The organism is Sinomonas flava (assembly GCF_039531875.1).
Classification (GTDB): Bacteria; Actinomycetota; Actinomycetes; order Actinomycetales; family Micrococcaceae; genus Sinomonas; species Sinomonas flava.
Window position 1 is genome coordinate 855,880 of record NZ_BAAAQW010000003.1, and the last position, 24,453, is coordinate 880,332.

At 68.3% G+C, this 24,453-nt stretch carries 19 protein-coding genes; 1 reads left to right on the plus strand and 18 read right to left on the minus strand.

Annotated elements, in window-relative coordinates; all coding sequences use genetic code 11:
* Positions 1 to 140: 140 nt before the first annotated feature.
* From rpsQ to rpsJ, 11 genes are read right to left on the minus strand one after another with little or no spacing between them, the layout of a single operon-like run.
* Positions 141 to 434 (minus strand): 30S ribosomal protein S17, encoded by a 294-nt coding sequence (gene rpsQ, locus ABD298_RS06630; RefSeq protein ID WP_344299065.1) that lies wholly within the window; start codon positions 432 to 434, stop codon positions 141 to 143.
* A 17-nt stretch (positions 435 to 451) separates the two neighbouring features.
* Positions 452 to 769 (minus strand): 50S ribosomal protein L29, encoded by a 318-nt coding sequence (gene rpmC, locus ABD298_RS06635; protein WP_208713058.1) that lies wholly within the window; start codon positions 767 to 769, stop codon positions 452 to 454.
* A 2-nt stretch (positions 770 to 771) separates the two neighbouring features.
* Positions 772 to 1,188: a 50S ribosomal protein L16 gene (gene rplP / locus ABD298_RS06640; RefSeq protein ID WP_344298844.1), complete on the minus strand. Its 417-nt coding sequence runs from the start codon at positions 1,186 to 1,188 to the stop codon at positions 772 to 774.
* The gene (gene rpsC, locus ABD298_RS06645; RefSeq protein ID WP_208709947.1) at positions 1,189 to 2,022 is read right to left on the minus strand and encodes a 30S ribosomal protein S3; all 834 of its coding nucleotides are present in this window, start codon (positions 2,020 to 2,022) and stop codon (positions 1,189 to 1,191) included.
* Positions 2,023 to 2,388, minus strand: a complete 366-nt coding sequence (gene rplV / locus ABD298_RS06650) for a 50S ribosomal protein L22 (protein ID WP_208709949.1) — start codon at positions 2,386 to 2,388, stop codon at positions 2,023 to 2,025.
* Positions 2,389 to 2,442: 54 nt separating this feature from the next.
* Positions 2,443 to 2,724 carry a 30S ribosomal protein S19 gene (rpsS, locus tag ABD298_RS06655; RefSeq protein WP_208709951.1) on the minus strand — a complete coding sequence of 94 codons (282 nt, stop codon included), beginning with the start codon at positions 2,722 to 2,724 and terminating at the stop codon, positions 2,443 to 2,445.
* Between the two features lie 12 nt (positions 2,725 to 2,736).
* Complete coding sequence (gene rplB, locus ABD298_RS06660; RefSeq protein ID WP_208709953.1) at positions 2,737 to 3,576, minus strand: 50S ribosomal protein L2; 840 nt, start codon at positions 3,574 to 3,576, stop codon at positions 2,737 to 2,739.
* 30 nt (positions 3,577 to 3,606) lie between these two features.
* On the minus strand, positions 3,607 to 3,915 hold the full coding sequence (rplW, locus tag ABD298_RS06665) for a 50S ribosomal protein L23 (RefSeq protein ID WP_208709955.1): 309 nt from the start codon (positions 3,913 to 3,915) through the stop codon (positions 3,607 to 3,609).
* Positions 3,912 to 4,532 carry a 50S ribosomal protein L4 gene (gene rplD / locus ABD298_RS06670; protein WP_344298845.1) on the minus strand — a complete coding sequence of 207 codons (621 nt, stop codon included), beginning with the start codon at positions 4,530 to 4,532 and terminating at the stop codon, positions 3,912 to 3,914. The genes rplW and rplD overlap by 4 nt, the downstream gene beginning before the upstream one ends.
* 4 nt (positions 4,533 to 4,536) lie before the next feature.
* Entirely contained in the window at positions 4,537 to 5,187 is a 651-nt protein-coding gene (rplC, locus tag ABD298_RS06675) for a 50S ribosomal protein L3 (RefSeq protein WP_344298846.1), read from the minus strand.
* A 21-nt stretch (positions 5,188 to 5,208) separates the two neighbouring features.
* Positions 5,209 to 5,517 carry a 30S ribosomal protein S10 gene (rpsJ, locus tag ABD298_RS06680; RefSeq protein WP_043119398.1) on the minus strand — a complete coding sequence of 103 codons (309 nt, stop codon included), beginning with the start codon at positions 5,515 to 5,517 and terminating at the stop codon, positions 5,209 to 5,211.
* A 415-nt stretch (positions 5,518 to 5,932) separates the two neighbouring features.
* Here rpsJ and ABD298_RS06685 point away from each other — a divergent pair, with 415 nt between their 5' ends.
* Positions 5,933 to 7,420 carry a GH1 family beta-glucosidase gene (locus ABD298_RS06685; RefSeq protein WP_344298848.1) on the plus strand — a complete coding sequence of 496 codons (1,488 nt, stop codon included), beginning with the start codon at positions 5,933 to 5,935 and terminating at the stop codon, positions 7,418 to 7,420.
* Between the two features lie 4 nt (positions 7,421 to 7,424).
* Here ABD298_RS06685 and ABD298_RS06690 read toward each other — a convergent pair whose 3' ends face one another.
* The 7 genes from ABD298_RS06690 to rpoB all read right to left on the minus strand — a co-directional run bounded on the left by ABD298_RS06690 (position 7,425) and on the right by rpoB (position 24,267).
* Positions 7,425 to 11,618, minus strand: a complete 4,194-nt coding sequence (locus ABD298_RS06690; protein ID WP_344298849.1) for a hypothetical protein — start codon at positions 11,616 to 11,618, stop codon at positions 7,425 to 7,427.
* Between the two features lie 187 nt (positions 11,619 to 11,805).
* The gene (gene tuf, locus ABD298_RS06695) at positions 11,806 to 12,996 is read right to left on the minus strand and encodes an elongation factor Tu (RefSeq protein ID WP_208709963.1); all 1,191 of its coding nucleotides are present in this window, start codon (positions 12,994 to 12,996) and stop codon (positions 11,806 to 11,808) included.
* Between the two features lie 202 nt (positions 12,997 to 13,198).
* Positions 13,199 to 15,313, minus strand: coding sequence for an elongation factor G (fusA, locus tag ABD298_RS06700; protein WP_344298850.1), 2,115 nt, complete (start codon positions 15,311 to 15,313; stop codon positions 13,199 to 13,201).
* A gap of 75 nt (positions 15,314 to 15,388) precedes the next feature.
* A complete protein-coding gene (rpsG, locus tag ABD298_RS06705) occupies positions 15,389 to 15,859 on the minus strand; it encodes a 30S ribosomal protein S7 (protein WP_077490634.1) in 471 nt (156 codons plus the stop codon).
* On the minus strand, positions 15,859 to 16,233 hold the full coding sequence (rpsL, locus tag ABD298_RS06710; protein ID WP_077490633.1) for a 30S ribosomal protein S12: 375 nt from the start codon (positions 16,231 to 16,233) through the stop codon (positions 15,859 to 15,861). The genes rpsG and rpsL overlap by 1 nt, the downstream gene beginning before the upstream one ends.
* A 577-nt stretch (positions 16,234 to 16,810) precedes the next feature.
* Positions 16,811 to 20,710, minus strand: a complete 3,900-nt coding sequence (locus ABD298_RS06715; RefSeq protein WP_344298851.1) for a DNA-directed RNA polymerase subunit beta' — start codon at positions 20,708 to 20,710, stop codon at positions 16,811 to 16,813.
* 56 nt (positions 20,711 to 20,766) lie between these two features.
* Positions 20,767 to 24,267 (minus strand): DNA-directed RNA polymerase subunit beta, encoded by a 3,501-nt coding sequence (gene rpoB / locus ABD298_RS06720; protein WP_344298852.1) that lies wholly within the window; start codon positions 24,265 to 24,267, stop codon positions 20,767 to 20,769.
* Between the last annotated feature and the right edge of the window lie 186 nt (positions 24,268 to 24,453).

Sequence of the window (24,453 nt, forward strand, 5' to 3'; positions counted from 1 at the left end):
GACGATAGGCGCGCTTCCGACGGCGGCGACGCCCCCGCCCCCGCCGCGCACCCGCCGTCGTGCGCCCCCGAGACGGCGGAAGGCCCGCCCCCACGAGGGGAACGGGCCTTCCGGCATATCCGCGAGAAACGCGAGGAGGCTTACTTGGCCTTCTCGAGGATCTCGACGAGGCGCCACCGCTTGGTGGCGGACAGCGGGCGGGTCTCCGCGATGAGAACGAGGTCGCCGATGCCGGCGGTGTTGTTCTCGTCGTGGGCCTTGCGCTTCTCGGTGCGGCGGATGACCTTGCCGTACAGCGAGTGCTTCACGCGGTCCTCGACCTCGACGACGATCGTCTTGTCCATCTTGTCGGACACGACGTAGCCGCGGGCGGTCTTGCGGTAACCGCGCTGGCGCTCGGCGGCGGCGTTCTCCGTCACGGAGTTCTCCGTCACCTTGTTCTCCTGATCGCTCACTTGGCGTCCTCCTCGGCCTCAGCCTTGGCGGACTTCTTCTCGGCCTTCGCCGCCTTCTTCTCGTCCTTCGCGTCGACGACGGCTGGGGCCGCCTCGGCGCGGATGCCGAGCTCACGCTCACGCATGATCGTGTAGATGCGGGCGATGTCCTTCTTCACGGCGCGCAGGCGGCCGTGGTTCTCGAGCTGGCCGGTGGCCGACTGGAAGCGCAGGTTGAACAGCTCTTCCTTGGCCTTCTTGAGCTCCTCGAAGAGACGCTCGTTGTCCAGCTGGTCGAGCTTCTCAGCCGTCAGATCCTTCGAACCGACTGCCATTCTCATTCACCACCTTCGCGGCGCACGATGCGCGCCTTCAACGGGAGCTTGTGGATGGCCAGGCGCAGGGCCTCGCGAGCCACCTCGTCGGACACACCGGAGAGCTCGAAGAGCACACGGCCGGGCTTGACGTTGGCGACCCACCACTCCGGCGAACCCTTACCGGAACCCATGCGGGTCTCGGCAGGCTTCTTGGTCAGCGGACGGTCCGGGTAGATGTTGATCCAGACCTTGCCGCCACGCTTGATGTGACGGGTCATGGCGATACGAGCGGACTCGATCTGACGGTTGGTCACGTACGCCGGGGAGAGGGCCTGAATGCCGTACTCGCCGAAGGTGACCCTGGTGCCACCGGTCGCAGCGCCGGAACGACCCGGGTGGTGCTGCTTGCGGTGCTTCACACGACGCGGGATAAGCATTTAAGCCTCTCCTCCTTCTGCTGCCGGGGCAGCGGCCTCGGCGGCCGGAGCGGCGGTCTCGGCGGGAGCCGAGGACTGCTGCTGGCGGTCGCCAGACGGACGACGGCGGCGCTCGCCACCGGGGCGACCCGGACGGTCGCCGCGGTCGCCACGGCCGCGGGACGGAGCGGCGGCGGCCTGGGCAGCCAGCTCCTTGGAGGTCACATCGCCCTTGTAGATCCAGACCTTCACGCCGATGCGGCCGAAGGTGGTCTTGGCCTCGTAGAAGCCGTAGTCGATGTTCGCGCGCAGGGTGTGCAGCGGCACACGGCCTTCGCGGTAGAACTCCGAGCGCGACATCTCGGCGCCGCCGAGACGGCCGGAGCACGCGATGCGGATGCCCTTGGCGCCGGCGCGCTGCGCCGACTGCATGGCCTTCTTCATCGCACGGCGGAACGCGACGCGGCTCGAGAGCTGCTCCGCGACGCCCTGGGCGACGAGCTGGGCCTCGACCTCGGGGTTCTTGACCTCGAGGATGTTCAGCTGGACCTGCTTGCCGGTGAGCTTCTCGAGCTCGCCGCGGATGCGGTCCGCCTCGGCGCCGCGGCGGCCGATCACGATGCCCGGACGGGCCGTGTGGATGTCCACGCGGACGCGGTCGCGGGTGCGCTCGATCTCGACCTTGGCGATGCCGGCGCGCTCCATGCCGTTGGTCATGAGCTGGCGGATCTTGACGTCCTCACGGACGAAGTCCTTGTAGCGCTGACCCGGCTTGTTGCTGTCGGCAAACCAGTGCGAGACGTGGTCGGTGGTGATGCCGAGTCGGAACCCGTGCGGGTTGACCTTCTGTCCCATTTACCGGGCCTCCTCGTTCTCGGGCGTCGCGACGACCACGGTGATGTGGCTGGTGCGCTTCTTGATGCGGTAGGCGCGGCCCTGGGCGCGCGGCTGGAACCGCTTCATGGTCGGACCCTCGTCGACGAACGCCTCAGAGATGTAGAGGTCGCTCTCGTCGAACGCGACACCGTCGCGGTCGGCGAGGACACGGGCGTTGGCCATCGCGGATGCGAGGACCTTGTACACCGGCTCCGAAGCCGCCTGCTGGGCGAACTTCAGGATCGCCAGAGCCTCATTCGCCTGCTTGCCACGAACAAGGTTGACGACGCGCCGGGCCTTCATCGGCGTTACGCGGATGTGGCGCGCAATTGCCTTGGCTTCCATTGCTTTCCTTCTCTTTCTCAGAGCTCAGCGCTGCTGCTGCCGTGAGGCAGGGGGTCAGCGGCGCTTGCCCTTCTTGTCGTCCTTCACGTGGCCGCGGAAAGTCCGCGTCGGGGCGAATTCGCCGAGCTTGTGCCCGACCATCGACTCGGTGACGAAGACCGGGATGTGCTTACGCCCGTCGTGCACGGCGATCGTGTGCCCGAGCATGTCGGGGATGATCATCGAGCGGCGGGACCAGGTCTTGATGACGTTCTTGGTGCCCTTATCGTTTTCCCTGGCGACCTTCACAAAGAGGTGCTGGTCAACGAAAGGACCCTTCTTCAGGCTGCGTGGCATGTGTCCAGGCTCCTATCGCTTGTTCTTGCCAGTACGACGACGACGGACGATGAGCTTGTCGCTCGCCTTGTTCGGGCGGCGGGTGCGGCCCTCGGGCTTGCCGTTCGGGTTGACGGGGTGACGGCCACCGGAGGTCTTGCCCTCACCACCACCGTGCGGGTGGTCAACCGGGTTCATCGCGACACCGCGGACGGTCGGGCGGACGCCCTTCCAGCGCATGCGGCCGGCCTTGCCCCAGTTGATGTTCGACTGCTCGGCGTTGCCGACCTCGCCGACCGTCGCGCGGCAGCGGACGTCGACGTTGCGGACCTCGCCCGACGGCAGGCGGAGCTGGGCGTACTTGCCCTCCTTCGCCACGAGCTGGATCGAGGCGCCGGCGGAGCGGGCCATCTTGGCGCCGCCGCCCGGGCGGAGCTCGACCGCGTGGATGACCGTACCGACCGGGATGTTGCGCAGCGGCAGGTTGTTGCCGGGCTTGATGTCGGCGTCCGGGCCGGACTCGACGATGTCGCCCTGGGAGAGCTTGTTGGGCGCGATGATGTAGCGCTTGGTGCCGTCCACGAAGTGCAGCAGCGCGATGCGCGCGGTGCGGTTCGGGTCGTACTCGATGTGCGCGACCTTGGCGTCGACGCCGTCCTTGTCGTGACGACGGAAGTCGATCAGACGGTACTGGCGCTTGTGCCCGCCACCCTTGTGGCGCGTGGTGATCTTGCCGGAGTTGTTGCGGCCGCCCTTCTTGGGGAGCGGACGAACCAGGGACTTCTCCGGCGTCGAGCGCGTGATTTCTGCGAAGTCGGCCACGCTCGAGCCGCGGCGGCCCGGGGTGGTCGGCTTGTAGTTACGGATTGCCATTTACCTGTTCCTCGTTAAAGTGGTCTCCGCTCAGGCGAGCGGACCGCCGAAGATATCGATCGTCGCGCCGTCCTTGAGGGACACGATGGCGCGCTTGGTGCTCTTGCGCTGGCCCCAGCCGAACTTGGTGCGCTTGCGCTTGCCAGCACGGTTGAGGGTGTTGATCGAGTCGACCTTGACCGAGAAGATCTTCTCGATCGCGAGCTTGATCTCGGTCTTGGACGAGCGCGGGTCCACCAGGAAGGTGTACTTGCCCTCGTCGATCAGGCCGTAGCTCTTCTCGGAGACGACTGGCGCGAGGATGACGTCGCGCGGGTCCTTGTAGGTGGCTGCGCTCACTTGGAGCCCTCCTCGTTCTGGGACTTCGATGCGACGAACGCGTCGAAAGCGGCCTTGGTGAAGACCACGTCGTCGGAGACGAGCACGTCGTACGTGTTGAGCTGGTCCGCGTACAGCGCGTGCACCTCGGTGAGGTTGCGCACCGAGAGGGCGGCGAGCTCGTCGTTGCGGTCGAGGACGACCAGCAGGTTCTTGCGCTCCGAGAGGGCGCGCAGGACGCCGAGCGCGGCCTTGGTGTTCGGCTTGTCACCGGAGACCAGGGACTCGACGACGTGGATCCGGCCGTTGCGGGCGCGGTCCGACAGGGCGCCACGGAGCGCAGCGGCCTTCATCTTCTTGGGGGTGCGCTGGCTGTAGTCGCGCGGCACGGGGCCGTGGACGACGCCGCCGCCGGTCATGTGCGGAGCGCGGACCGAACCCTGGCGGGCGCGGCCAGTGCCCTTCTGCTTGAACGGCTTGCGGCCGGCACCGGCCACCTCGCCGCGGGTCTTCACCTTGTGCGTGCCCTGGCGTGCAGCGGCCAGCTGGGCGACGACAACCTGGTGGAGCAGCGGGACGTTCGTCTGGACGTCGAAGATCTCGGCGGGGAGATCAACTTTGACAGTTGCGTTAGCCATGAGTTCAGGCTCCCTTCACGGCGGAGCGGACGAGGACGACCGAGCCGCGGGCACCGGGGAGGGCGCCCTTGATGAGGAGCAGCGAGTTCTCGGCATCCACGGCGTGGACGGTGAGGTTGAGCGTCGTGTGGCGCACGTTGCCCATGCGGCCGGCCATGCGGAGGCCCTTGAAGACGCGGCCCGGGGTGGCGCAGGCACCGATGGAACCGGGCTTGCGGTGGTTCTTGTGGGCACCGTGCGAGGCGCCGACGCCGGAGAAGCCGTGACGCTTCATGACACCGGCGAAGCCCTTGCCCTTGGTGGTGCCGACAATGTCGATCTTCTGGCCCGCCTCGAACTGCGCGACGGCGAGTTCCTGGCCGAGCTCGTAGGAGCCGGCGTCGGCGGTGCGGATCTCGACGAGGTGGCGGCGGGGGGTCACGCCGGCCTTCTCGAAGTGGCCGGTGAGCGGCTTGTTGACCTTGCGCGGGTCGATCTGGCCATAGCCGATCTGGACGGCGGTGTAGCCGTCGGTCTCGGCGTTGCGCAGCTGGGTGACGACGTTGGAGTCGGCCTTAACGACAGTGACGGGGATGAGCTTGTTGTTCTCGTCCCAGACCTGGGTCATGCCGAGCTTCGTGCCCAGCAGGCCCTTCACAGTACGGGTTGCGGTCATAGTTCTCTCAGCACCTCCCTACTAGAGCTTGATTTCGATGTTGACGTCGGCCGGCAGGTCGAGACGCATGAGCGAGTCGACGGCCTTGGGCGTCGGGTCGATGATGTCGATCAGCCGCTTGTGCGTGCGCATCTCGAAGTGCTCACGGCTGTCCTTGTACTTGTGCGGAGAACGGATGACGCAGTACACGTTCTTCTCCGTCGGGAGCGGGACGGGGCCCACCACCGTTGCGCCTGCGCGCGTGACCGTCTCAACGATCTTCCGAGCCGAAGTGTCGATGACCTCGTGGTCGTACGACTTCAGCCGGATGCGGATCTTCTGTCCCGCCATATCGCCTGACTCGCTTTCGTCTGTCTAGCACTGCACTTTTCTGTTGGCTGTGGCTGCCGAAGCATTCAAGGTCGAGACCACCACGGGCCGCACTGCCTGAATCCGGTCCCCCGGGTTCCTCAGACAGTCGACCTCTCCGACCCCCGCGGTCGGGCGTGTCGCACTGTGTGCGCGCACGTACCCCTAGCCTCGTTCGCGAAGGTGGGTCATATTTGGGCCCCAGCCTGGCCCCCGCATCCGGCATTATCCGGATCGGGACACGAAGGAGCGCTTGAACAACTCATCTAGTCTGCCAGAGATCTGCGCAGCATGCCAATCGGGGGCACGGGACAGGCTCGCACGGCCGCCGGACGGGGGCCGGGGAGCCGGAAACGCGATCTTGCTCTCACGGCACTCGCTGAGGATGATTGGTCCCATGCTCCCCGCGGACCAGTCGCCCACCCCGGAACCGGACCGCGACCCGACAGCGCCGGGGGCCTCCGCCGTCGAGGTCCTGGCCGCCAGGATCCCCGAGGACTTCACGCTCGGAGTGGCGACAGCCGCGTTCCAGATCGAGGGCGCCGTGGACGAGGACGGGCGCGGGCCGGCGGGCTGGGACGAGTTTACCGAACGCCCGGGGGCCATCGCGCACGGCGACAACGCGCGGCGCGCCTGCGACCACTACCACCGTGTCGGCGAGGACCTGGACCTCATCCGGGATCTCGGGGTGGACTCCTACCGCTTCTCGATCGCGTGGCCGCGCGTCCAGCCGGATGGTCGTGGCGCCTGGAACCAGAAGGGCTGGGACTTCTACGACCGGCTGATCGACGCGATGCTCGCGCGCGGCATCTCCCCCATGGCCACCCTCTACCACTGGGACACCCCGCTCCCCCTCGAGCACGACGGCGGGTGGCTGAGCCGGGAGACCGCGCTGCGGTGCGGCGAGTTCGCGGCCGAGGCGGGGCGGCGCTTCGGCGACCGGGTCGATCGCTGGATCACCCTCAACGAGCCTGTCTCGGTGACGCTGAACGGCTACGCGGTGGGCATCCACGCCCCGGGCAAGCAGCTCCTGTTCGACTCGATGCCAGCCGTCCACCACCAGCTCCTCGCACACGGCCTGTCGGTGCAGGCGCTGCGAGCCTCGGGCACCCAAGGGGCCATCGGCATCACGAACATGCATGCTCCCGTGCACCCTGCGGGCCGGAACCCCCTCGACTGGATCCACGCCCGCGTCGTCGACCTCATGGTCAACAGGCTCTACGCGGACCCCGTACTGCTGGGCCGCTATCCCAAGCCGCCGCTCATGGCGCGCAAGTTCTTCCACGCCCTCCGGGACCCCCGGCCCGAGGACCTGGCGACGATCCACCAGCCGCTCGACTTCTACGGCGTCAACTACTACTACCCGGCCCGCATCCGCTCGGGCCCGGGGCCCACCCCTGAGGGTGTCAAGCCCACGAAGGCGATGAAGAAGGTCCCGTTCCACCTCGCCGACTTCCCCGAGCATGCGAGCACCGGCTTCGGGTGGCCCATCTCCCCCAAGTACTGCGGTGTGGTGCTCGGAGAGCTCAAGCAGCGCTACGGGGACGCCCTGCCGCCCGTGTACATCACGGAGAGCGGCGCGAGCTTCCCCGAGCCGGCCCAGGCGGACGGCCTGCTGTACGACGACGAGCGGATCGACTACCTCGCCTCGCATCTGGGCGCGGCGCTTGACGCCGTAGCCCCCGGCGGTCCCGCCGACGGCGTCGACCTGAGGGGCTGGTACGTATGGACGCTCATGGACAACTTCGAGTGGGCGGCCGGGTACAGCCAGCGGTTCGGCCTCGTGCACACCGACTTCGCCACGCTCGAGCGCACTCCCAAGGCCTCCTACTACTGGCTGCGGCGCCTGGCCCGGACCCGGGCGGGCTCCCAGAGCGCCGCCTAGCCCCTCACTCCCCGGGGCGGGGCGCACGGGGCCTGCGCGCGAGCCACCAGATGGCCGCGCCGATGAGCGCGAGCCCCAGCACGCCCAGGAGCGCGTAGGCGTAGGAGCGCACGGCCCACAGGATGCAGGCCAGGACGCCGAGGGCGCCCCAGACCGCGAACGGCCGCTCGCCGAAGACCACGCCCAACCCCGTGAGCGCGGCGAACGCCACGAGCAGCCAAACCTGCTCCGCCGTGTCCCCGTACAGCGCAGTGCCGAGGCCCCAGAAGCTCAGCTGCGCCGCGGCAGCCCCGAGCCAGATCCGCGGTGCCATCGCCCGCGGCTCCTCGTCGCGGGACCGGGCGACATAGCGCAGGAGCGCCACACCCGCGGTGACCACGACGTACCACTGGCCGAGCCAGAAGGCGCGGGCGGCGCCACGATCGACCAGCGCTTCCCTCCACTGTTCGAGCCAGACGGGGCTGTGCATGTCCGCGGAGAGGATCGCACGCTGCACCGCTGCCGTGGCGAGGACCGCGCCGAGCTCCACAGCGAGTCTGCGGTGCCCGGGTGCGAGCTCGGCCACGACCACCGCGACCAGGGCCGCAGCGAGGACTGGGAGCACGATGCTGGCCGGCGCACTCCACGACGTCCCGCCCGCAACGCCGAGCGCTCCGACTGATGCTGCCAGAATCGTCCAGCGGCGCAGCGGCTCGCCGAGGCGAGCGGACCGCGCGAGGCGCGCACCAATGTCGCCCGCCCAGACACCGGCCCAACGGGCCGCGAGCCAGAGGCCCGCCGGCACCAGCGTGCCCACGAGCGCAACGAGCGGCTCATGCCAGGGCGCGGCGACGCCGTCGAACGCGCTGCGGGCGGTCCAGCTGCCGGCCCCGAGGGTCAGCAGCACACCGAGCGGGAAGCTGACGGCAGGCACGGCACGCACGCGTGCCCAGACGTAGCTGACGGCGACGAGCACGGCCGCGCAGACGCCGTACGCGAGCCCGAGGAGCCAGTGCTCGTGGAGTTCGGAACGCGGCGCGTAGTCGCTCGCCACCGCGAAGGCCAGGACGGCGAACACGGCCGCGCCCGTCGTCCACGGCCGCGGCCAGCCCTCGGGCCCCGACTCGCCCCACCGGGCCATGCCGACAACATGGACCGCCGCGAGGGCAGATGCGATCAGGATGAGGCCCGCGGTGGTGACGAGCGGATCGGCGAGGGCCGTGCCCTCGGCGAAGGCCAGGAACGGGCTGGCCGCGACGAGCGCGAGCGCGGCCGCAACCACACCTACCTGCGCTGCGCCACGGTGCGTGCGGGCCGTCGCCGCGGCGCTGAGCACCACCAGCAGCAGTTCGAGGAGGAGCACCCAGCGTCCGCCCTCGGGTTCACGCCAGTTCCCGGCCCCGTAGGCGAACGGCAGCGCCAGCTGCGCGGCGAGCCCCGACCAGTACGCGGCCCTCTGGAAGGGGATGTCCGCGTGCCGCCCGAGCAGGGCCCGCACCGCGTGCTGGGCCGTGAGCCCGAGCGCCAGGACGAGGTGCGTGATCGCGACCGAGGCGGCGGCATCCCACGTGATCACGGCGGCGAGGACCAGCGGGAGGGCTCGGGCCGCGACGAGGTGGGCTCCCTTGAGCCGGCGGCTTGGGGCGAGCAGCACCATGAGGGCCGAGTAGACCGTGAACAGTCCGAGCAGGACCTCGATCAGCCGCAGGTCCTCGCCGGCGAGCAGCCAGGTCGCGACGAGGCCGACCGCCCCGAAACCTGCCGCAGCCCTGCGGGCGTGCAGCATCAGACCGGCGGCTGCGGCGGCCACGCCGAGGGCGACGACGAACCCCGCCGTGAGCGGCGACGTCGCGCGACCGCCGACGACATCCCCCGCGCGGAGGACCACACCCGCGAACAGGGCGACCGTCAGCGTGGTGGAGGAGTCCTGGAGGGCCCACTCGAACGATCCCCCGCGGGCCCGGCGGACGGCGTCGGCCCCGAGCGGCACCGCCATCTGGAGCAGGGCTGCCGCGGCCACGATGTGCCACTCGGTCAGCGCCTCGCCGGCCACGGCCGGATGGAGGCCGTCCGCGAGGAGGGCGTGGAAGGCCACGGTGACAGCGATGGTGCCAGCGGTCCGCGCGAGCCAGACGTAGGGCCAGAGCCGGCCGGCGCGTGCCGTGCGCCGGGCGCAGGCCCCGAGCACGACGGCGAGCACCGTGAGCACGACGGCGGCGCCCCACCACCGCTCCTGGACGAGGGCGGTCAGCGTGGCCGCGCTGAGCAGGAGCGGCGGAGCGAGCTCGCCGACGGTTATCGGCCCTGCCCCGACGGCGCGACGGGCTGCGTCGGACGGCACGAGCACGAGCCCTGCCGAGAGGCCCAGGCTCCCGGCGCAGACCGCCGAGACCGCCAGCGAGTACCGCCAACTCCCCGGGTCCCGCTCGGCGGCCGCGACGACCGCCAGTGCCGCGACCGCGACCATCCCGAGGACAGCGACGAGGCCTGGCCTCCAGCGGGCGGGCCGGTCGAGGAATCCGAGGACCGCGACGACGAGAAGCTCGGCCACGGCGGTCAACACCACCGACAGCGCGACAGAGGCGACTCGGACCGCGGCGTCGCTCGCGGCGAGGCCGGCATCGACGAGCGCCGCGACCGCGACGATCGAGACCAGCCCGGACGCCGTCAGGAAGTGCCCGCGCCTCCAGTAGCCCTCGTTCCCGGCCGGACGGCCGGCGTCACCGACCAGCGGAGCCGGCCAGGCCGCGCGGACCCCGAAGTACACGGCGTAGGCCGCCGCCACGCTGGCGAACCACGTCTCCCCCACCTCGGACCCGATGGTCCACACCCCGAGCAACGCGGCCACCGGCAGGAACTCGCTGCGCATCCCGTACCACGACGCGATCAGGACGGCCGTCGCGAGGACGCTTCCCACCTCGATCCGGCCGAGCGCCGCCGTTCCGGGCGCGGCTATCGCGGCCGGGACCGCCACGAGCATCACGAGGATCTGGAAGCCCGCCGCGACCGACTGCTCGGCCACGCCGAACCTGTGGACGCGGTCCGTGCCCTTGGCCGGCCCGAGCGCGGCGGCGAGCCGCCTGCCGAGCAGGCACACTGCCGCGGTCTCGGCGGCCAGCGCCACGATTCCCGCGGCAAGGGCTGCGTCAACGGCGCTCGGGTAGCGCACCACCCCCGTGTCGACGGCGTCGCCGACGGCTCCCACCGCCGCCACGAACCCCAGGGCCCGTGCGCCCCACCACGCCGCCCGACGCGTACGGAGACCGCCGGGCAGGAATGTCTCGATGCCGAGGTACACGGCCATGATCCCCACCAGCAGGGCGTACTGGCCCGGGGCCAGCCGCCCGGCGGACACGGTGGCTGCCACGAAGGTCGCCGGGACCACGAAGGGATGGACGACGGCGATCGGCCGCAGGACGAGCGGCGGAACCCAGGCGGGGCGCACCAGGGAGACGGCGCCGAACAGCGCCGAGACCCCGAGGACGGCCCCGAGCGCCGAGGCGAGCGGCCCGCCGAGCGCGGAGGCCCCGGACCATGCCCCGGAGATGAAGAAGGCCAGCGTGAGGAACACCAGGACGCGGCTCTCGATCCGCAGCGCGGCCAGGCCGTACGCCAGGATCCCGATGAGGCTCGTCACGGCGACGGTCGCCGCTGGGTCGTGGACCGCGAGGAGGTCGAAGGCCAGCCCCGTGACGGGCAGCAGCGCCAGGCCAGTGCCGGTGAGGGCAACGGCGGCGGGGCGGAGCCTCGCATAGCGCGCATGCACGACGAGGCCCGCGACGTAGAAGAGGGCCGTGATCACAGCCAGCCCGGTGAGCCTGGCGCCTTCGGACGTGGCGCTGTACAGGAACAGCGACCCCGCGGCCACGATGAGGAGCGACGCCGCGTAGAGGGCGATGTTGGCGCTCTGGATCCCGCGCCGCTCGCGGCGCCTCCGGTCTGCCTCGGCCTGGGCCGCCCGCTGCTCGGGGCTAGGCGGCACAGGACCCTGCAGCGGCGGGGCCTGCACCGGCGGGGCGAGGATAACTGCGGGATGGGGTGCTCGAGGCTCCTGCGGCCGGAGCGGCTCGTCGGCCGTGGCGGGGTGGTGACCTGCGGGCGCGGCCTGCCGGGAGGCGACACCGTCCGACCAACCGGCCCGGTGCCCCTCAAACCAGCCGGCGCGGTGGCCCTCGAGCCAGCCGGCCCGGAAGCCCTTGTCATAGGCGTCGCGTTTCACCACGGCCCCCTTCCAGTCAGCCCCCTGGTACGGGTGGTCCTGACTGGATTCTATGGACGGCGCGGGCCTCCTCCGCAGAGGCTAAAGACACGAGAAGGACCCCGCCGCGGATGCGACGGGGTCCTTCTCGAATCAGGCCGTCAGGCCGTGCGGCCCTCGGACCAGTAGTACCTCTGAGGCGAGATGACTACTTGATGATCTTGGTGACGCGGCCCGAGCCAACGGTGCGGCCACCCTCGCGGATGGCGAAGCCGAGGCCCTCTTCCATGGCGATCGGCTGGATGAGCGCAACGGTCATCTCAGTGTTGTCGCCAGGCATGACCATCTCGGTGCCCTCGGGGAGGGTGATGACACCGGTAACGTCCGTGGTGCGGAAGTAGAACTGCGGACGGTAGTTCGAGTAGAACGGGTTGTGACGCCCACCCTCGTCCTTGGAGAGGATGTAGACGTTCGCCTCGAAGTCGGTGTGCGGGGTGATCGAACCCGGCTTGACGACAACCTGGCCACGCTCGACGTCCTCGCGCTTGATGCCGCGGAGCAGCAGGCCACAGTTCTCGCCGGCCCACGCCTCGTCGAGCTGCTTGTGGAACATCTCGATACCAGTGACCGTGGTCTTCTGGATCGGGCGGATGCCGACGATCTCGACCTCGGAGTTGAGGGCGAGCGTACCGCGCTCGGCGCGGCCCGTCACGACCGTGCCACGGCCGGTGATGGTGAAGACGTCCTCGATCGGCATGAGGAACGGCTTGTCGCGGTCACGGACCGGGTCCGGAACGTTCTCGTCGACGGCCTCCATGAGGTCCTCAACCGACTTGACCCACTTCGGGTCGCCCTCGAGAGCCTTGAGGCCCGAGACGCGGATGACCGGAGCGTTGTCGCCGTCGAAGCCCTGCGAGGAGAGGAGCTCGCGCACCTCCATCTCGACGAGGTCGAGGAGTTCCTCGTCCTCGACCATGTCAGCCTTGTTCAGCGCGACAAGGAGGTACGGAACGCCGACCTGGCGGGCGAGCAGGACGTGCTCGCGCGTCTGGGCCATCGGGCCATCGGTCGCGGCGACCACGAGGATCGCGCCGTCCATCTGAGCCGCGCCGGTGATCATGTTCTTGATGTAGTCGGCGTGACCCGGAGCATCGACGTGAGCGTAGTGGCGCTTCTCCGTCTGGTACTCGATGTGCGAGATGTTGATGGTGATGCCGCGCTGGCGCTCCTCCGGAGCCGAGTCGATCTGCGCGAAGTCGCGCTGCTCGTTCAGGTCCGGGTACTTGTCGGCAAGCACCTTCGAGATGGCGGCAGTCAGCGTCGTCTTACCGTGGTCAACGTGGCCGATGGTGCCGATGTTGACGTGCGGCTTGGTCCGCTCGAACTTTGCCTTCGCCACTTGTTCCTCCTAGAACTGATTCAGAAGACTTGCTTCCAGCCGCGTCTTTCGCAACTGAAACTCTCGCAAGTCTACTGTGGGCTGTGTTTCTTCGTGAAATCACGCGGAAGCAGGCCTTCCGCGCGGAGGGCGACCCGCCGCCGTCGTGCGTGCCGGTCCGTGAGGACCGCACCCACGGCGGCAGGCGAGCCGCTGTCCAGAACTACTCGCCGCGCGACTTCTGGATGATCTCGTCGGCCACGGCCTTCGGGACCTCAGAGTAGCTGTCGAACTGCATGGAGTAGACAGCGCGGCCCTGGGTCTTCGAACGCAGATCGCCGATGTAGCCGAACATCTCGGAGAGCGGCACGAGGGCACGCACGACCTTGACGCCGACAGCGTCCTCCATGGCCTGGATCTGGCCACGGCGGGAGTTGAGGTCGCCGATCACGTCGCCCATGTACTCCTCCGGGGTGCGAACCTCGACGGCCATGAGCGGCTCGAGGAGCACAGGGTTGGCGCGGCGTGCGCCCTCCTTGAACACCTGCGAACCGGCGATCTTGAACGCCATCTCCGAGGAGTCGACGTCGTGGTAGGCGCCGTCGACGAGCGTCGCCTTGACGCCCACCATCGGGTAGCCCGCGAGGATGCCGAACTGCATGGCGTCCTGGATGCCGGCGTCCACGCTCGGGATGTACTCGCGCGGGACGCGGCCACCGGTGACGGCGTTCACGTACTCGTAGAACGTGCCCTCGGAGGTATCGAGCGGCTCGAAAGTGACCTGCACCTTCGCGAACTGGCCAGAACCGCCAGTCTGCTTCTTGTGCGTGTAGTCGACCTTCTCGACCTTCTTCTTGATCGTCTCGCGGTAGGCCACCTGCGGCTTGCCCACGTTGGCCTCGACCTTGAACTCGCGGCGCATGCGGTCCACGAGGATGTCGAGGTGGAGCTCGCCCATGCCGCCGATCTCGGTCTGGCCGGTCTCCTCGTTGAGGGAGACGGTGAACGTCGGGTCCTCAGCGGAGAGCTTCTGGATGGCGGTGGAGAGCTTCTCCTGGTCGCCCTTGGTCTTCGGCTCGATGGCGACGAAGATCACCGGCTCCGGGAAGGACATCGACTCGAGGACGATCGGGTTGTTGATGTCGCAGAGCGTGTCACCCGTGGTGGTGTCCTTGAGGCCGATCACCGCGTAGATGTGGCCCGCGTGGACCTCGTCGACCGGGTTCTCCTTGTTGGCGTGCATCTGGAAGAGCTTCCCGATGCGCTCCTTCTTGCCCTTCGTCGAGTTCAGGACCTGGAGGCCCGAGGTCGCCTTGCCCGAGTAGACGCGGATGAAGTTGAGCTGGCCGAAGAACGGGTGCGCCGCGATCTTGAACGCGAGAGCCGAGAACGGCTCGTCCTCGCTCGGCTTGCGGGTGAGCTCGATCGACTCGTCCTTGGGGTCGTGGCCGATCATGGCCGGCACGTCCAGCGGGGACGGGAGGAAGTCGATGACCGCGTCGAGCATCGGCTGCACGCCGCGGTTCTTGAACGCGGAGCCACAGAAGACCGGGTAGATCTCCGAGTTGACCGTGAGCTTGCGGATGCCCGCCTTGAGCTCGTCGATGGTCAGCTCTTCGCCCTCGAGGTACTTCTCCATGAGCTCCTCGGACGCCTCGGCGACGGCCTCGACGAGCTCGTGGCGGTACTGCTCGGCCTTCTCCTGGAGGTCAGCAGGGATCTCCTGCGTCTCGTAGGAGGCACCCATGGTCACGTCGCCCTTGGCGTCGCCGGGCCACACGAAGGCCTTCATGGTCAGCAGGTCGACGACGCCGACGAAGTCGCTCTCGGAGCCGATGGGCAGCTGCATGACGAGCGGCTTGGCGCCGAGGCGCTTCACGATGGTGTCGACCGTGAAGTAGAAGTCGGCACCGAGCTTGTCCATCTTGTTGACGAAGCAGATGCGCGGGACGTTGTACTTGTCGGCCTGACGCCAGACCGTCTCGGACTGCGGCTCGACGCCTTCCTTGCCGTCGAAGACGGCGACGGCGCCGTCGAGCACGCGCAGGGAGCGCTCGACCTCGACCGTGAAGTCCACGTGGCCGGGGGTGTCGATGATGTTGATCTGGTTCTTGTTCCAGAAGCAGGTGACCGCGGCGGACGTGATGGTGATGCCGCGCTCCTTCTCCTGCTCCATCCAGTCGGTCGTCGAGGCGCCGTCGTGGGTCTCGCCGATCTTGTGGCTCACGCCCGTGTAGAAGAGGATGCGCTCGGTCGTGGTGGTCTTGCCGGCATCGATGTGCGCCATGATGCCGATATTGCGGACCTTGCTGAGGTCGGTAAGCACGTCGAGTGCCACGGTGTCTCCCTGTTTGTCCCTGATTGGCTGCACGTTCGCCGCCGGCTCACTGGGAGCCGGCGGCGAGCACTGGGTTTACCAGCGGTAGTGGGCGAAGGCCTTGTTCGACTCGGCCATCTTGTGAGTGTCCTCGCGGCGCTTCACCGCGGCACCGAGGCCGTTCGAAGCGTCGAGGATCTCGTTCTGGAGACGCTCGGTCATCGTCTTCTCGCGGCGGGCCTTGGAGTAGCCCACGAGCCAGCGGAGGGCCAGCGCCGTGGCGCGGCCCGGCTTGACCTCGACCGGAACCTGGTAGGTGGCGCCACCGACACGGCGGGAGCGGACCTCGAGGGTCGGGCGGACGTTGTCCATGGCCTTCTTGAGCGCGGCGACGGGGTCGCCGCCCGTCTTCTGGCGGGCACCCTCGAGGGCGCCGTAGACGATGCGCTCGGCCGTGGACTTCTTGCCGTCCACGAGGACCTTGTTGATGAGCTGCGTCACGAGCGGCGAGCCGTAGACCGGGTCGACGACGAGAGGACGCTTGGGGGCAGGACCCTTGCGAGGCATTACTTCTTCTCCTTCTTGGCGCCGTAGCGGCTGCGGGCCTGCTGGCGGTTCTTGACACCCTGGGTGTCGAGGGCACCGCGGACGATCTTGTAGCGGACACCCGGAAGGTCCTTCACACGACCGCCACGGACGAGCACGATCGAGTGCTCCTGGAGGTTGTGGCCGACACCCGGGATGTAGGCCGTGACCTCGACGCCGCCGGTCAGGCGGACACGGGCGACCTTGCGGAGAGCAGAGTTCGGCTTCTTCGGGGTCGTCGTGTACACGCGGGTGCACACGCCGCGGCGCATCGGGTTGCCCTTGAGGGCAGGAGCCTTGGTCTTGGAGACCTTCGGCGTGCGGCCCTTGCGGACCAGCTGCTGAATAGTAGGCACTTTCGCTCCGTCTTCGTACTTGCGTACTTCGTTGAACTTCCGCCCACGCGGATACCTGCAGTCGCAGGACCGGCGGACGCTGTCGGTTGCTTCGCACTCACTGCGGCAGCCGACCGTAGGCGTGCAAAAGTGTGGCATTCGTTGCGCACCAACCCCGCAACCCGGAAACAGGCCCCGTCGCTCTTCGGTTAACACCGGCTCTCGACGGCCTTCATCCACTGCCACACAGAAACAATCGAAGAAAGCCTATCACGGGCGGAGCCGAGGACGTTAAACGGGGGGGCACGACGCCGCCGCCCGCCTCCCGCTTGCCCCTCCCCCGCCGCCCGAAGTCACCCCTGGTGGGCGCGAAGTCACCCCTGGTGGGCGCGAAGTCACCCCTGGTGGGCGCGAAGTCACCCCTGCGAAAACAGGAGGGGGGTGACCTCGGCGCCACACGGGGTGACCTCGGCGCCACAGGGGGTGACCTCGGCGGGAGGAGCTGGGACGGCAGCGGCCGGCACCCGCGAAGGGTACCGGCCGCCGTCGTGCGCTGGACTGGCGGCCTAGGGCCGCCCGTCCGGCAAGGGCTGGGAACTCAGCGGAAGTCTCCGCCGAGGTCGTAGTCGTCCAGCGGGATCGCGTGGAACTCCTGGACGCCGTCGCCGTTCAGCGGGTCGTAGGCGAAGTCGCTGAACGCGCTCGGACCGGTGAAGAGCGTCGCCTTGGCCTCCTCGGTCGGCTCGACATTGACCTCCGTGTAGCGCGGGAGGCCGGTGCCGGCCGGGATGAGCTTGCCGATGATGACGTTCTCCTTGAGGCCGAGCAGCGGGTCGCTCTTGCCCTCCATGGCGGCCTGCGTGAGGACACGCGTGGTCTCCTGGAACGACGCGGCGGACAGCCACGACTCGGTCGCGAGCGAGGCCTTCGTGATGCCCATGAGCTCTGGACGGCCGGAGGCCGGACGCTTGCCCTCGGACACGACGCGGCGGTTCTCGTCGCGGTAGCGACGGCCTTCCGCGAGCTCGCCCGGGAGCAGGTCCGTGTCGCCGGACTCGATGACCGTGACGCGCCGCAGCATCTGGCGGACGATGACCTCCACGTGCTTGTCGTGGATGCCGATGCCCTGGCTGCGGTACACGCCCTGGACCTCGTCGACGAGGAACTTCTGCGCCTCGCGCGGGCCCTGGATGCGCAGGACCTGCTTGGGGTCGACCGGCCCGTTGACGAGCTTCTGCCCGACCTCGACGCGGTCGCCGTCCTCGACCAGCAGGCGCGAGCGGCGGGAGACCGGGTAGGCGATCTCCTCGGTGCCGTCGTCCGGCGTGAGGACGAGACGCAGCTGCTTCTCGGTGTCCTCGATCGTGATGCGGCCGGCAGCCTCGGAGATCGGGGCCACACCCTTGGGGGTGCGGGCCTCGAAGAGCTCCTGGATACGGGGCAGACCCTGCGTGATGTCCTCGCCGCCCGACGCCGACACGGCGCCGCCGGTGTGGAAGGTACGCATGGTCAGCTGCGTGCCGGGCTCACCGATCGACTGGGCGGCGATGATGCCGACCGCCTCTCCGATGTCCACGAGCTTGCCCGAGGCGAGCGAGCGGCCGTAGCACTTCGCGCAGGTGCCGACGGCGGACTCGCAGGTGAGCACGGAGCGCACCCGGATCGTGGTGATGCCGGCGTCCACGAGGCGGTTGATCAGCACGTCGCCGAGATCCGCACCGGCCTCGGCGAGGACGTTGCCCTCCGAGTCCGTGACGTCGACGGCGAGCGTGCGCGTGTAGGCCGTGTTCTCGACGTTCTCGTCGCGGACGAGCTCGCCGTTGTGGTCCGGCACCGCGATCGTGACGTTCAGGCCGCGCTCGGTCCCGCAATCCTCCTCGCGGACGATGACGTCCTGCGAGACGTCCACGAGACGACGGGTCAGGTAGCCCGAGTTGGCCGTACGGAGAGCCGTGTCGGCCAGACCCTTGCGGGCACCGTGCGTGGCGATGAAGTACTCGAGGACCGAGAGGCCCTCACGGTACGAGGACTTGATCGGGCGAGGGATGATCTCACCCTTCGGGTTGGCCACGAGGCCGCGGATACCGGCGATCTGACGGACCTGCATCCAGTTACCACGGGCGCCCGAGGAGACCATGCGGTTGATGGTGTTCATCTTCGGCATGGAATCGCGCATGACCGAGGCGATCTCGTTGGTGGCCTTGTCCCAGATCTCGATGAGCTCGGAGCGGCGCTCCTCGTCGTCGATGAGACCACGGTCGTACTGGCTCTGGATCTTCGCGGCGCGGTCCTCGTAGCCGGCCAGGATGGCCGGCTTGGCCTCCGGGACGGCGATGTCGGAGATCGCGACCGTGACGCCAGAACGCGTGGCCCAGTAGAAGCCGGCGTCCTTGAGGTTGTCCAGCGTCGCCGCCGTGACGACCTTCGGGTAGCGCTCCGCGAGGTCGTTGACGATCCGGGACAGCTGGCCCTTGTCGGCCACCGACTCGACCCACGGGTAGTCCGCAGGCAGCGTCTCGTTGAAGACCACCTGGCCGAGCGAGGTCTCGATGAGCGCGGGCTCACCCGGCTCCCAGCCCTCGGGCGCAGGACGGTCCTTCGACGGCACGAAGCCCTCGAGGCGGATCTTCACCTGGGCGTTCAGGTGCAGCTCGCGCGCATCGTGCGCCATGATCGCCTCGGCCACCGAGGAGAACACGCGGCCCTCGCCGGCGGCGCCCTCACGCTTGGTGGTGAGGTGGTACAGGCCGATGATCATGTCCTGCGACGGCAGGGTGACCGGGCGGCCGTCCGACGGCTTGAGGATGTTGTTCGAGGAGAGCATCAGGATGCGCGCCTCCGCCTGGGCCTCCGGGCTCAGGGGCAGGTGCACAGCCATCTGGTCGCCGTCGAAGTCCGCGTTGAACGCCGCGCAGACGAGCGGGTGCAGCTGGATGGCCTTGCCCTCCACGAGCTGCGGCTCGAACGCCTGGATGCCGAGGCGGTGCAGCGTAGGTGCGCGGTTGAGCAGCACCGGGTGCTCGGTGATGATTTCCTCGAGCACGTCCCACACCTGCGGGCGGTAGCGCTCCACCATCCGCTTGGCGCTCTTGATGTTCTGCGCGTGGTTGAGGTCCACGAGCCGCTTCATGACGAACGGCTTGAACAGCTCGAGCGCCATCTGCTTCGGCAGGCCGCACTGGTGCAGCTTGAGCTGCGGGCCGACGACGATGACCGAACGGCCCGAGTAGTCGACGCGCTTGCCGAGCAGGTTCTGGCGGAACCGGCCCTGCTTGCCCTTGAGCATGTCCGAGAGCGACTTCAGCGGACGGTTGCCCGGGCCCGTGACGGGGCGGCCGCGGCGGCCGTTGTCGAACAGCGAGTCCACAGCCTCCTGGAGCATGCGCTTCTCGTTGTTGACGATGATCTCCGGCGCGCCGAGGTCAAGCAGGCGCTTGAGTCGGTTGTTGCGGTTGATCACGCGGCGGTACAGGTCGTTCAGGTCGGAGGTCGCGAAGCGGCCACCGTCCAGCTGGACCATCGGGCGCAGCTCCGGCGGGATCACCGGGACGGCGTCGAGGACCATGCCCTGCGGCTTGTTGTCCGTGGTGAGGAACGCGTTGACGACCTTGAGGCGCTTGAGCGCGCGGGTCTTGCGCTGGCCCTTGCCGTTCTGGATGATCTCGCGGAGCGTCTCCGCCTCACCCTCCAGGTCGAAGGTCTCGAGGCGCTTCTGGATCGCCTCGGCGCCCATGGAGCCCTCGAAGTACATGCCGTACTTGTCGCGGAGCTCGCGGTAGAGCGCCTCGTCGCCCTCGAGGTCGGCGACCTTGAGGTTCTTGAAGCGGTCCCAGACGGCCTCCATGCGCTCGATGTCGGCATCCGCACGCTTGCGGATGGTCGCCATCGTCTTGTCGGCGAGGTCGCGGGCCTTCTTCTTGTCCGCGGCCTTCGCACCCTCGCCCTCGAGCCGAGCAAGCTCCTCCTCGAGGTCACGGGCGACGGCGGCGATGTCGGAGTCGCGGGTGTCCACGAGGCGCTTGCGCTCGAGGTCGTGCTCGGCCTGGAGGTTGGGCAGCTGCTCGTGGCGGCGCTCCTCGTCGACCTTGGTGATCATGTAGGCCGCGAAGTAGATGACCTTCTCGAGGTCCTTCGGAGCCAGGTCGAGGAGGTAGCCCAGACGCGACGGGACGCCCTTGAAGTACCAGATGTGCGTCACGGGCGCGGCGAGCTCGATGTGGCCCATGCGCTCGCGGCGGACCTTGGCACGGGTCACCTCGACGCCGCAGCGCTCGCAGATGATGCCCTTGAAGCGCACGCGCTTGTACTTGCCGCAGTAGCACTCCCAGTCACGGGACGGGCCGAAGATCTTCTCGCAGAAGAGGCCGTCCTTCTCGGGCTTGAGCGTGCGGTAGTTGATGGTTTCCGGCTTCTTGACCTCGCCGTGTGACCAGTTGCGGATGTCTTCCGCGGTCGCGAGGCCGATCTGCATGAGGCCGAAGGAGGATTCGCTGGACAATGTGGTCCCTTATCTCTCGTGTCTCTAAGTCGTTCGTCTGCCGGTGCGGAAGGGGGTCAGACCTCTTCGACGGAGCTGGGCTCGTCGCGGGAGAGGTCGATGCCGAGCTCTTCCGCGGCAGTGAAGACTGCATCGTCCGCGTCGCGCATCTCGATCGTCTGGCCGTCGGCGGAGAGGACCTCCACGTTCAGGCACAGCGACTGCATTTCCTTGATGAGGACCTTGAAGGACTCGGGCACACCCGGCTCGGGGATGTTCTCGCCCTTGACGATCGCCTCGTAGACCTTCACGCGGCCGTGGATGTCGTCCGACTTGATCGTCAGGAGCTCCTGGAGGGTGTACGCGGCACCGTAGGCCTCGAGGGCCCACACCTCCATCTCACCGAAGCGCTGGCCGCCGAACTGCGCCTTACCACCGAGCGGCTGCTGGGTGATCATCGAGTACGGGCCGGTGGAGCGGGCGTGGATCTTGTCGTCCACGAGGTGGTGGAGCTTCAGGATGTACATGTAGCCCACGGAGATCGGGTCCGGGAACGGCTCGCCGGAGCGGCCGTCGAACAGCTGGGCCTTGCCAGAGGAGTCGATGAGCCGGTCGCCGTCGCGCGTGACGTTCGTCGAGTCGAGCAGACCGGAGATCTCCTCCTCGCGGGCGCCGTCGAACACCGGCGTGGCGAGGGTCTGGTTGGGACCGACCTCGCGCGGCATGTTCGGCAGGTTCTTCATCCACTCCGGATCGCCCTCGACCTTCCAGCCGGTCTTGGCGATCCAGCCGAGGTGGAGCTCGAGGACCTGGCCGACGTTCATGCGGCCGGGGACGCCGAGCGGGTTGAGGACGACGTCGACCGGGGTCCCGTCGGGCAGGAACGGCATGTCCTCCACCGGCAGGATCTTGGAGATGACGCCCTTGTTGCCGTGGCGGCCGGCGAGCTTGTCGCCGTCAGTGATCTTGCGCTTGGCGGCCACGTAGACGCGCACGAGCTGGTTGACGCCCGGGGGCAGCTCGTCGTCGTTGTCGCGGTCGAACACGCGCACGCCGATGACCGTGCCGGACTCGCCGTGGGGAACCTTGAGGGACGTGTCGCGGACCTCGCGGGACTTCTCGCCGAAGATCGCGCGCAGGAGGCGCTCCTCCGGGGTCAGCTCGGTCTCGCCCTTCGGGGTGACCTTGCCGACGAGGATGTCGCCCGCCTCGACCTCGGCACCGATGTGGATGATGCCGCGCTCGTCGAGCTGGGAGAGCACCTCCTCCGAGACGTTCGGGATGTCACGGGTGATCTCCTCGGCGCCCAGCTTCGTGTCGCGGGCGTCGATCTCGTGCTCCTCGATGTGGATCGAGGACAGGACGTCCTCGGCCACGAGGCGCTGGGAGAGGATGATCGCGTCCTCGAAGTTGTGGCCCTCCCACGACATGAACGCCACGAGGAGGTTCTTGCCGAGCGCGAGCTCGCCCTGATCCGTCGCCGGACCGTCGGCGATGATGCCGCCGACCTCGAGGCGGTCGCCCTCGTTCACGAGCACGCGGTGGTTGTAGCAGTTGCCCTGGTTCGAGCGGGCGAACTTGCCGATCCGGTAGTTCGTCTCGGTGCCGTCGTCGTTGAGCACGACGACGAGGTCCGCCGAGACCTCGGTGACGACGCCCGCCTTCTTGGCCACGACGACGTCGCCCGCGTCCACGGCGGCCGAGCGCTCCATGCCGGTGCCGACGACCGGCGCCTCGGAGCGGACGAGCGGCACGGCCTGGCGCTGCATGTTCGCGCCCATGAGAGCTCGGTTGGCGTCGTCGTGCTCGAGGAACGGGATGAGGGCGGTCGCGACCGACACCATCTGGCGCGGGGAGACGTCCATGTACTCGACCTCGTCGGCCGGGACGAGCGTGGGCTCGCCGCCGCCGCCGCGCTGGCGGACGAGGACCATCTCCTCAGCGAAGGAGCCGTCCTCGTTCAGCGGCGAGTTCGCCTGGGCGATCTGGACCTCGGCCTCGTCGTCCGCGGTGAGGTAGTCGACCTGGTCGGACACGACGCCGTTGGACACCTTGCGGTACGGCGTCTCGATGAAGCCGAACGGGTTGATGCGGCCGTAGGAGGCGAGCGAGCCGATGAGGCCGATGTTCGGGCCTTCAGGGGTCTCGATCGGGCACATGCGGCCGTAGTGCGACGGGTGGACGTCACGGACCTCCATGCCCGCGCGGTCGCGGGACAGGCCGCCGGGGCCGAGCGCCGAGAGGCGGCGCTTGTGCGTCAGGCCCGAGAGCGGGTTGTTCTGGTCCATGAACTGCGACAGCTGGGAGGTTCCGAAGAACTCCTTGATCGCGGCCACGACGGGACGGATGTTGATGAGGGTCTGCGGCGTGATCGCCTCGACGTCCTGCGTCGTCATACGCTCGCGCACCACGCGCTCCATGCGGGACAGGCCCGTGCGGACCTGGTTCTCGATGAGCTCGCCGACGGCGCGGATGCGGCGGTTGCCGAAGTGGTCGATGTCGTCGACCTCGACGCGGACGTCGATCTCCTCGCCGTCGCGCGTGCCCTTGATCGACTTCTCGCCGGCGTGGAGCGCGACGAGGAACTTGATCATGGCGACGATGTCCTCGATGTGGAGGATGGACGCCGTCGGGTCCGAGAGCGGGCGGTCGATGCCCAGCTTGCGGTTGATCTTGTAGCGGCCGACCTTGGCGAGGTCGTAGCGCTTGACGTTGAAGTAGAGGTTGTCCAGGAGGGACTGGGCGGCCTCGACCGTGGGCGGCTCGCCCGGACGGAGCTTGCGGTAGATGTCGAGGAGCGCGTCCTCGCGGGTCTCCGTGGTGTCCTTCTCGAGCGTGGCGCGCATCGAGTCGTACTCGCCGAACTCCTCGAGGATCTGGCCCTCGGTCCAGCCGAGCGCCTTGAGGAGCACGGTGACGGACTGCTTGCGCTTGCGGTCGAGGCGGACGCCGACCTGGTCGCGCTTGTCGATCTCGAGCTCGAACCATGCACCGCGCGACGGGATGATCTTCGCGGTGTAGATGTCCTTGTCGCTCGTCTTGTCTGCGGTGCGCTCGAAGTAGGCGCCCGGCGAGCGGACCAGCTGGGAGACGACGACGCGCTCGGTGCCGTTGACGACGAACGTGCCCTTGTCCGTCATGAGCGGGAAGTCGCCCATGAACACGGTCTGCTGCTTGATCTCGCCCGTGTTGTTGTTCATGAACTCGGCCTTGACGTACAGCGGGGCCGAGTAGGTGGCGTCGCGGTCCTTGCACTCCGCCATCGTGTACTTCGGGTCGGCGAACTCAGGATCCGAGAAGCTCAGGGACATGGTTCCCTGGAAGTCCTCGATGGGTGAGATCTCCTCGAAGATGTCCGCGAGGCCGGACGTCGTCGCGACGCTGTCATCGCCCTCGGCCTGCGCCTTCGCGACGCGGGCCTGCCAGCGCTCGTTGCCGACGAGCCAGTCGAAGCTCTCGGTCTGGAGGGCCAGCAGATTCGGAACATCCAACGGTTCGTGAATCTTGGCGAAAGAGAGCCGGCGGTTTGCACCGTCGGTGGTAGCGGTTTGGGTTTCAGAGGTGCTCGAGGCGACCAAGAGGGATCCTTCCACAGACCTTCAGGATTGTCCGCACCCTCCCCAGACGAGGCATGACCCACCCAACCTGTTTCAGTTGAGCGTGATGCCGTCCCGAGAGCCCACCGCTATATGAAGGCAACGGTTTAAAGGGAGAACGCAAAGAATCACCATACCGCAGAAAGGCACACGTGTCTAGCGCACGCA

Excerpts from the sequence above, each read along its gene's own strand:
- rplC (WP_344298846.1), bottom strand. The coding sequence starts at position 5,187 with ATGACCGCAACCCGTACTGTGAAGGGCCTGCTGGGCACGAAGCTCGGC.
- rplP (WP_344298844.1), bottom strand. The coding sequence starts at position 1,188 with ATGCTTATCCCGCGTCGTGTGAAGCACCGCAAGCAGCACCACCCGGGT.
- rpmC (WP_208713058.1), bottom strand. The coding sequence starts at position 769 with ATGGCAGTCGGTTCGAAGGATCTGACGGCTGAGAAGCTCGACCAGCTG.
- rpsS (WP_208709951.1), bottom strand. The coding sequence starts at position 2,724 with ATGCCACGCAGCCTGAAGAAGGGTCCTTTCGTTGACCAGCACCTCTTT.
- rpsJ (WP_043119398.1), bottom strand. The coding sequence starts at position 5,517 with ATGGCGGGACAGAAGATCCGCATCCGGCTGAAGTCGTACGACCACGAG.
- rplV (WP_208709949.1), bottom strand. The coding sequence starts at position 2,388 with ATGGAAGCCAAGGCAATTGCGCGCCACATCCGCGTAACGCCGATGAAG.
- rpsC (WP_208709947.1), bottom strand. The coding sequence starts at position 2,022 with ATGGGACAGAAGGTCAACCCGCACGGGTTCCGACTCGGCATCACCACC.
- rplB (WP_208709953.1), bottom strand. The coding sequence starts at position 3,576 with ATGGCAATCCGTAACTACAAGCCGACCACCCCGGGCCGCCGCGGCTCG.
- ABD298_RS06685 (WP_344298848.1), top strand. The coding sequence starts at position 5,933 with ATGCTCCCCGCGGACCAGTCGCCCACCCCGGAACCGGACCGCGACCCG.
- rplD (WP_344298845.1), bottom strand. The coding sequence starts at position 4,532 with ATGGCTAACGCAACTGTCAAAGTTGATCTCCCCGCCGAGATCTTCGAC.
- rpsG (WP_077490634.1), bottom strand. The coding sequence starts at position 15,859 with ATGCCTCGCAAGGGTCCTGCCCCCAAGCGTCCTCTCGTCGTCGACCCG.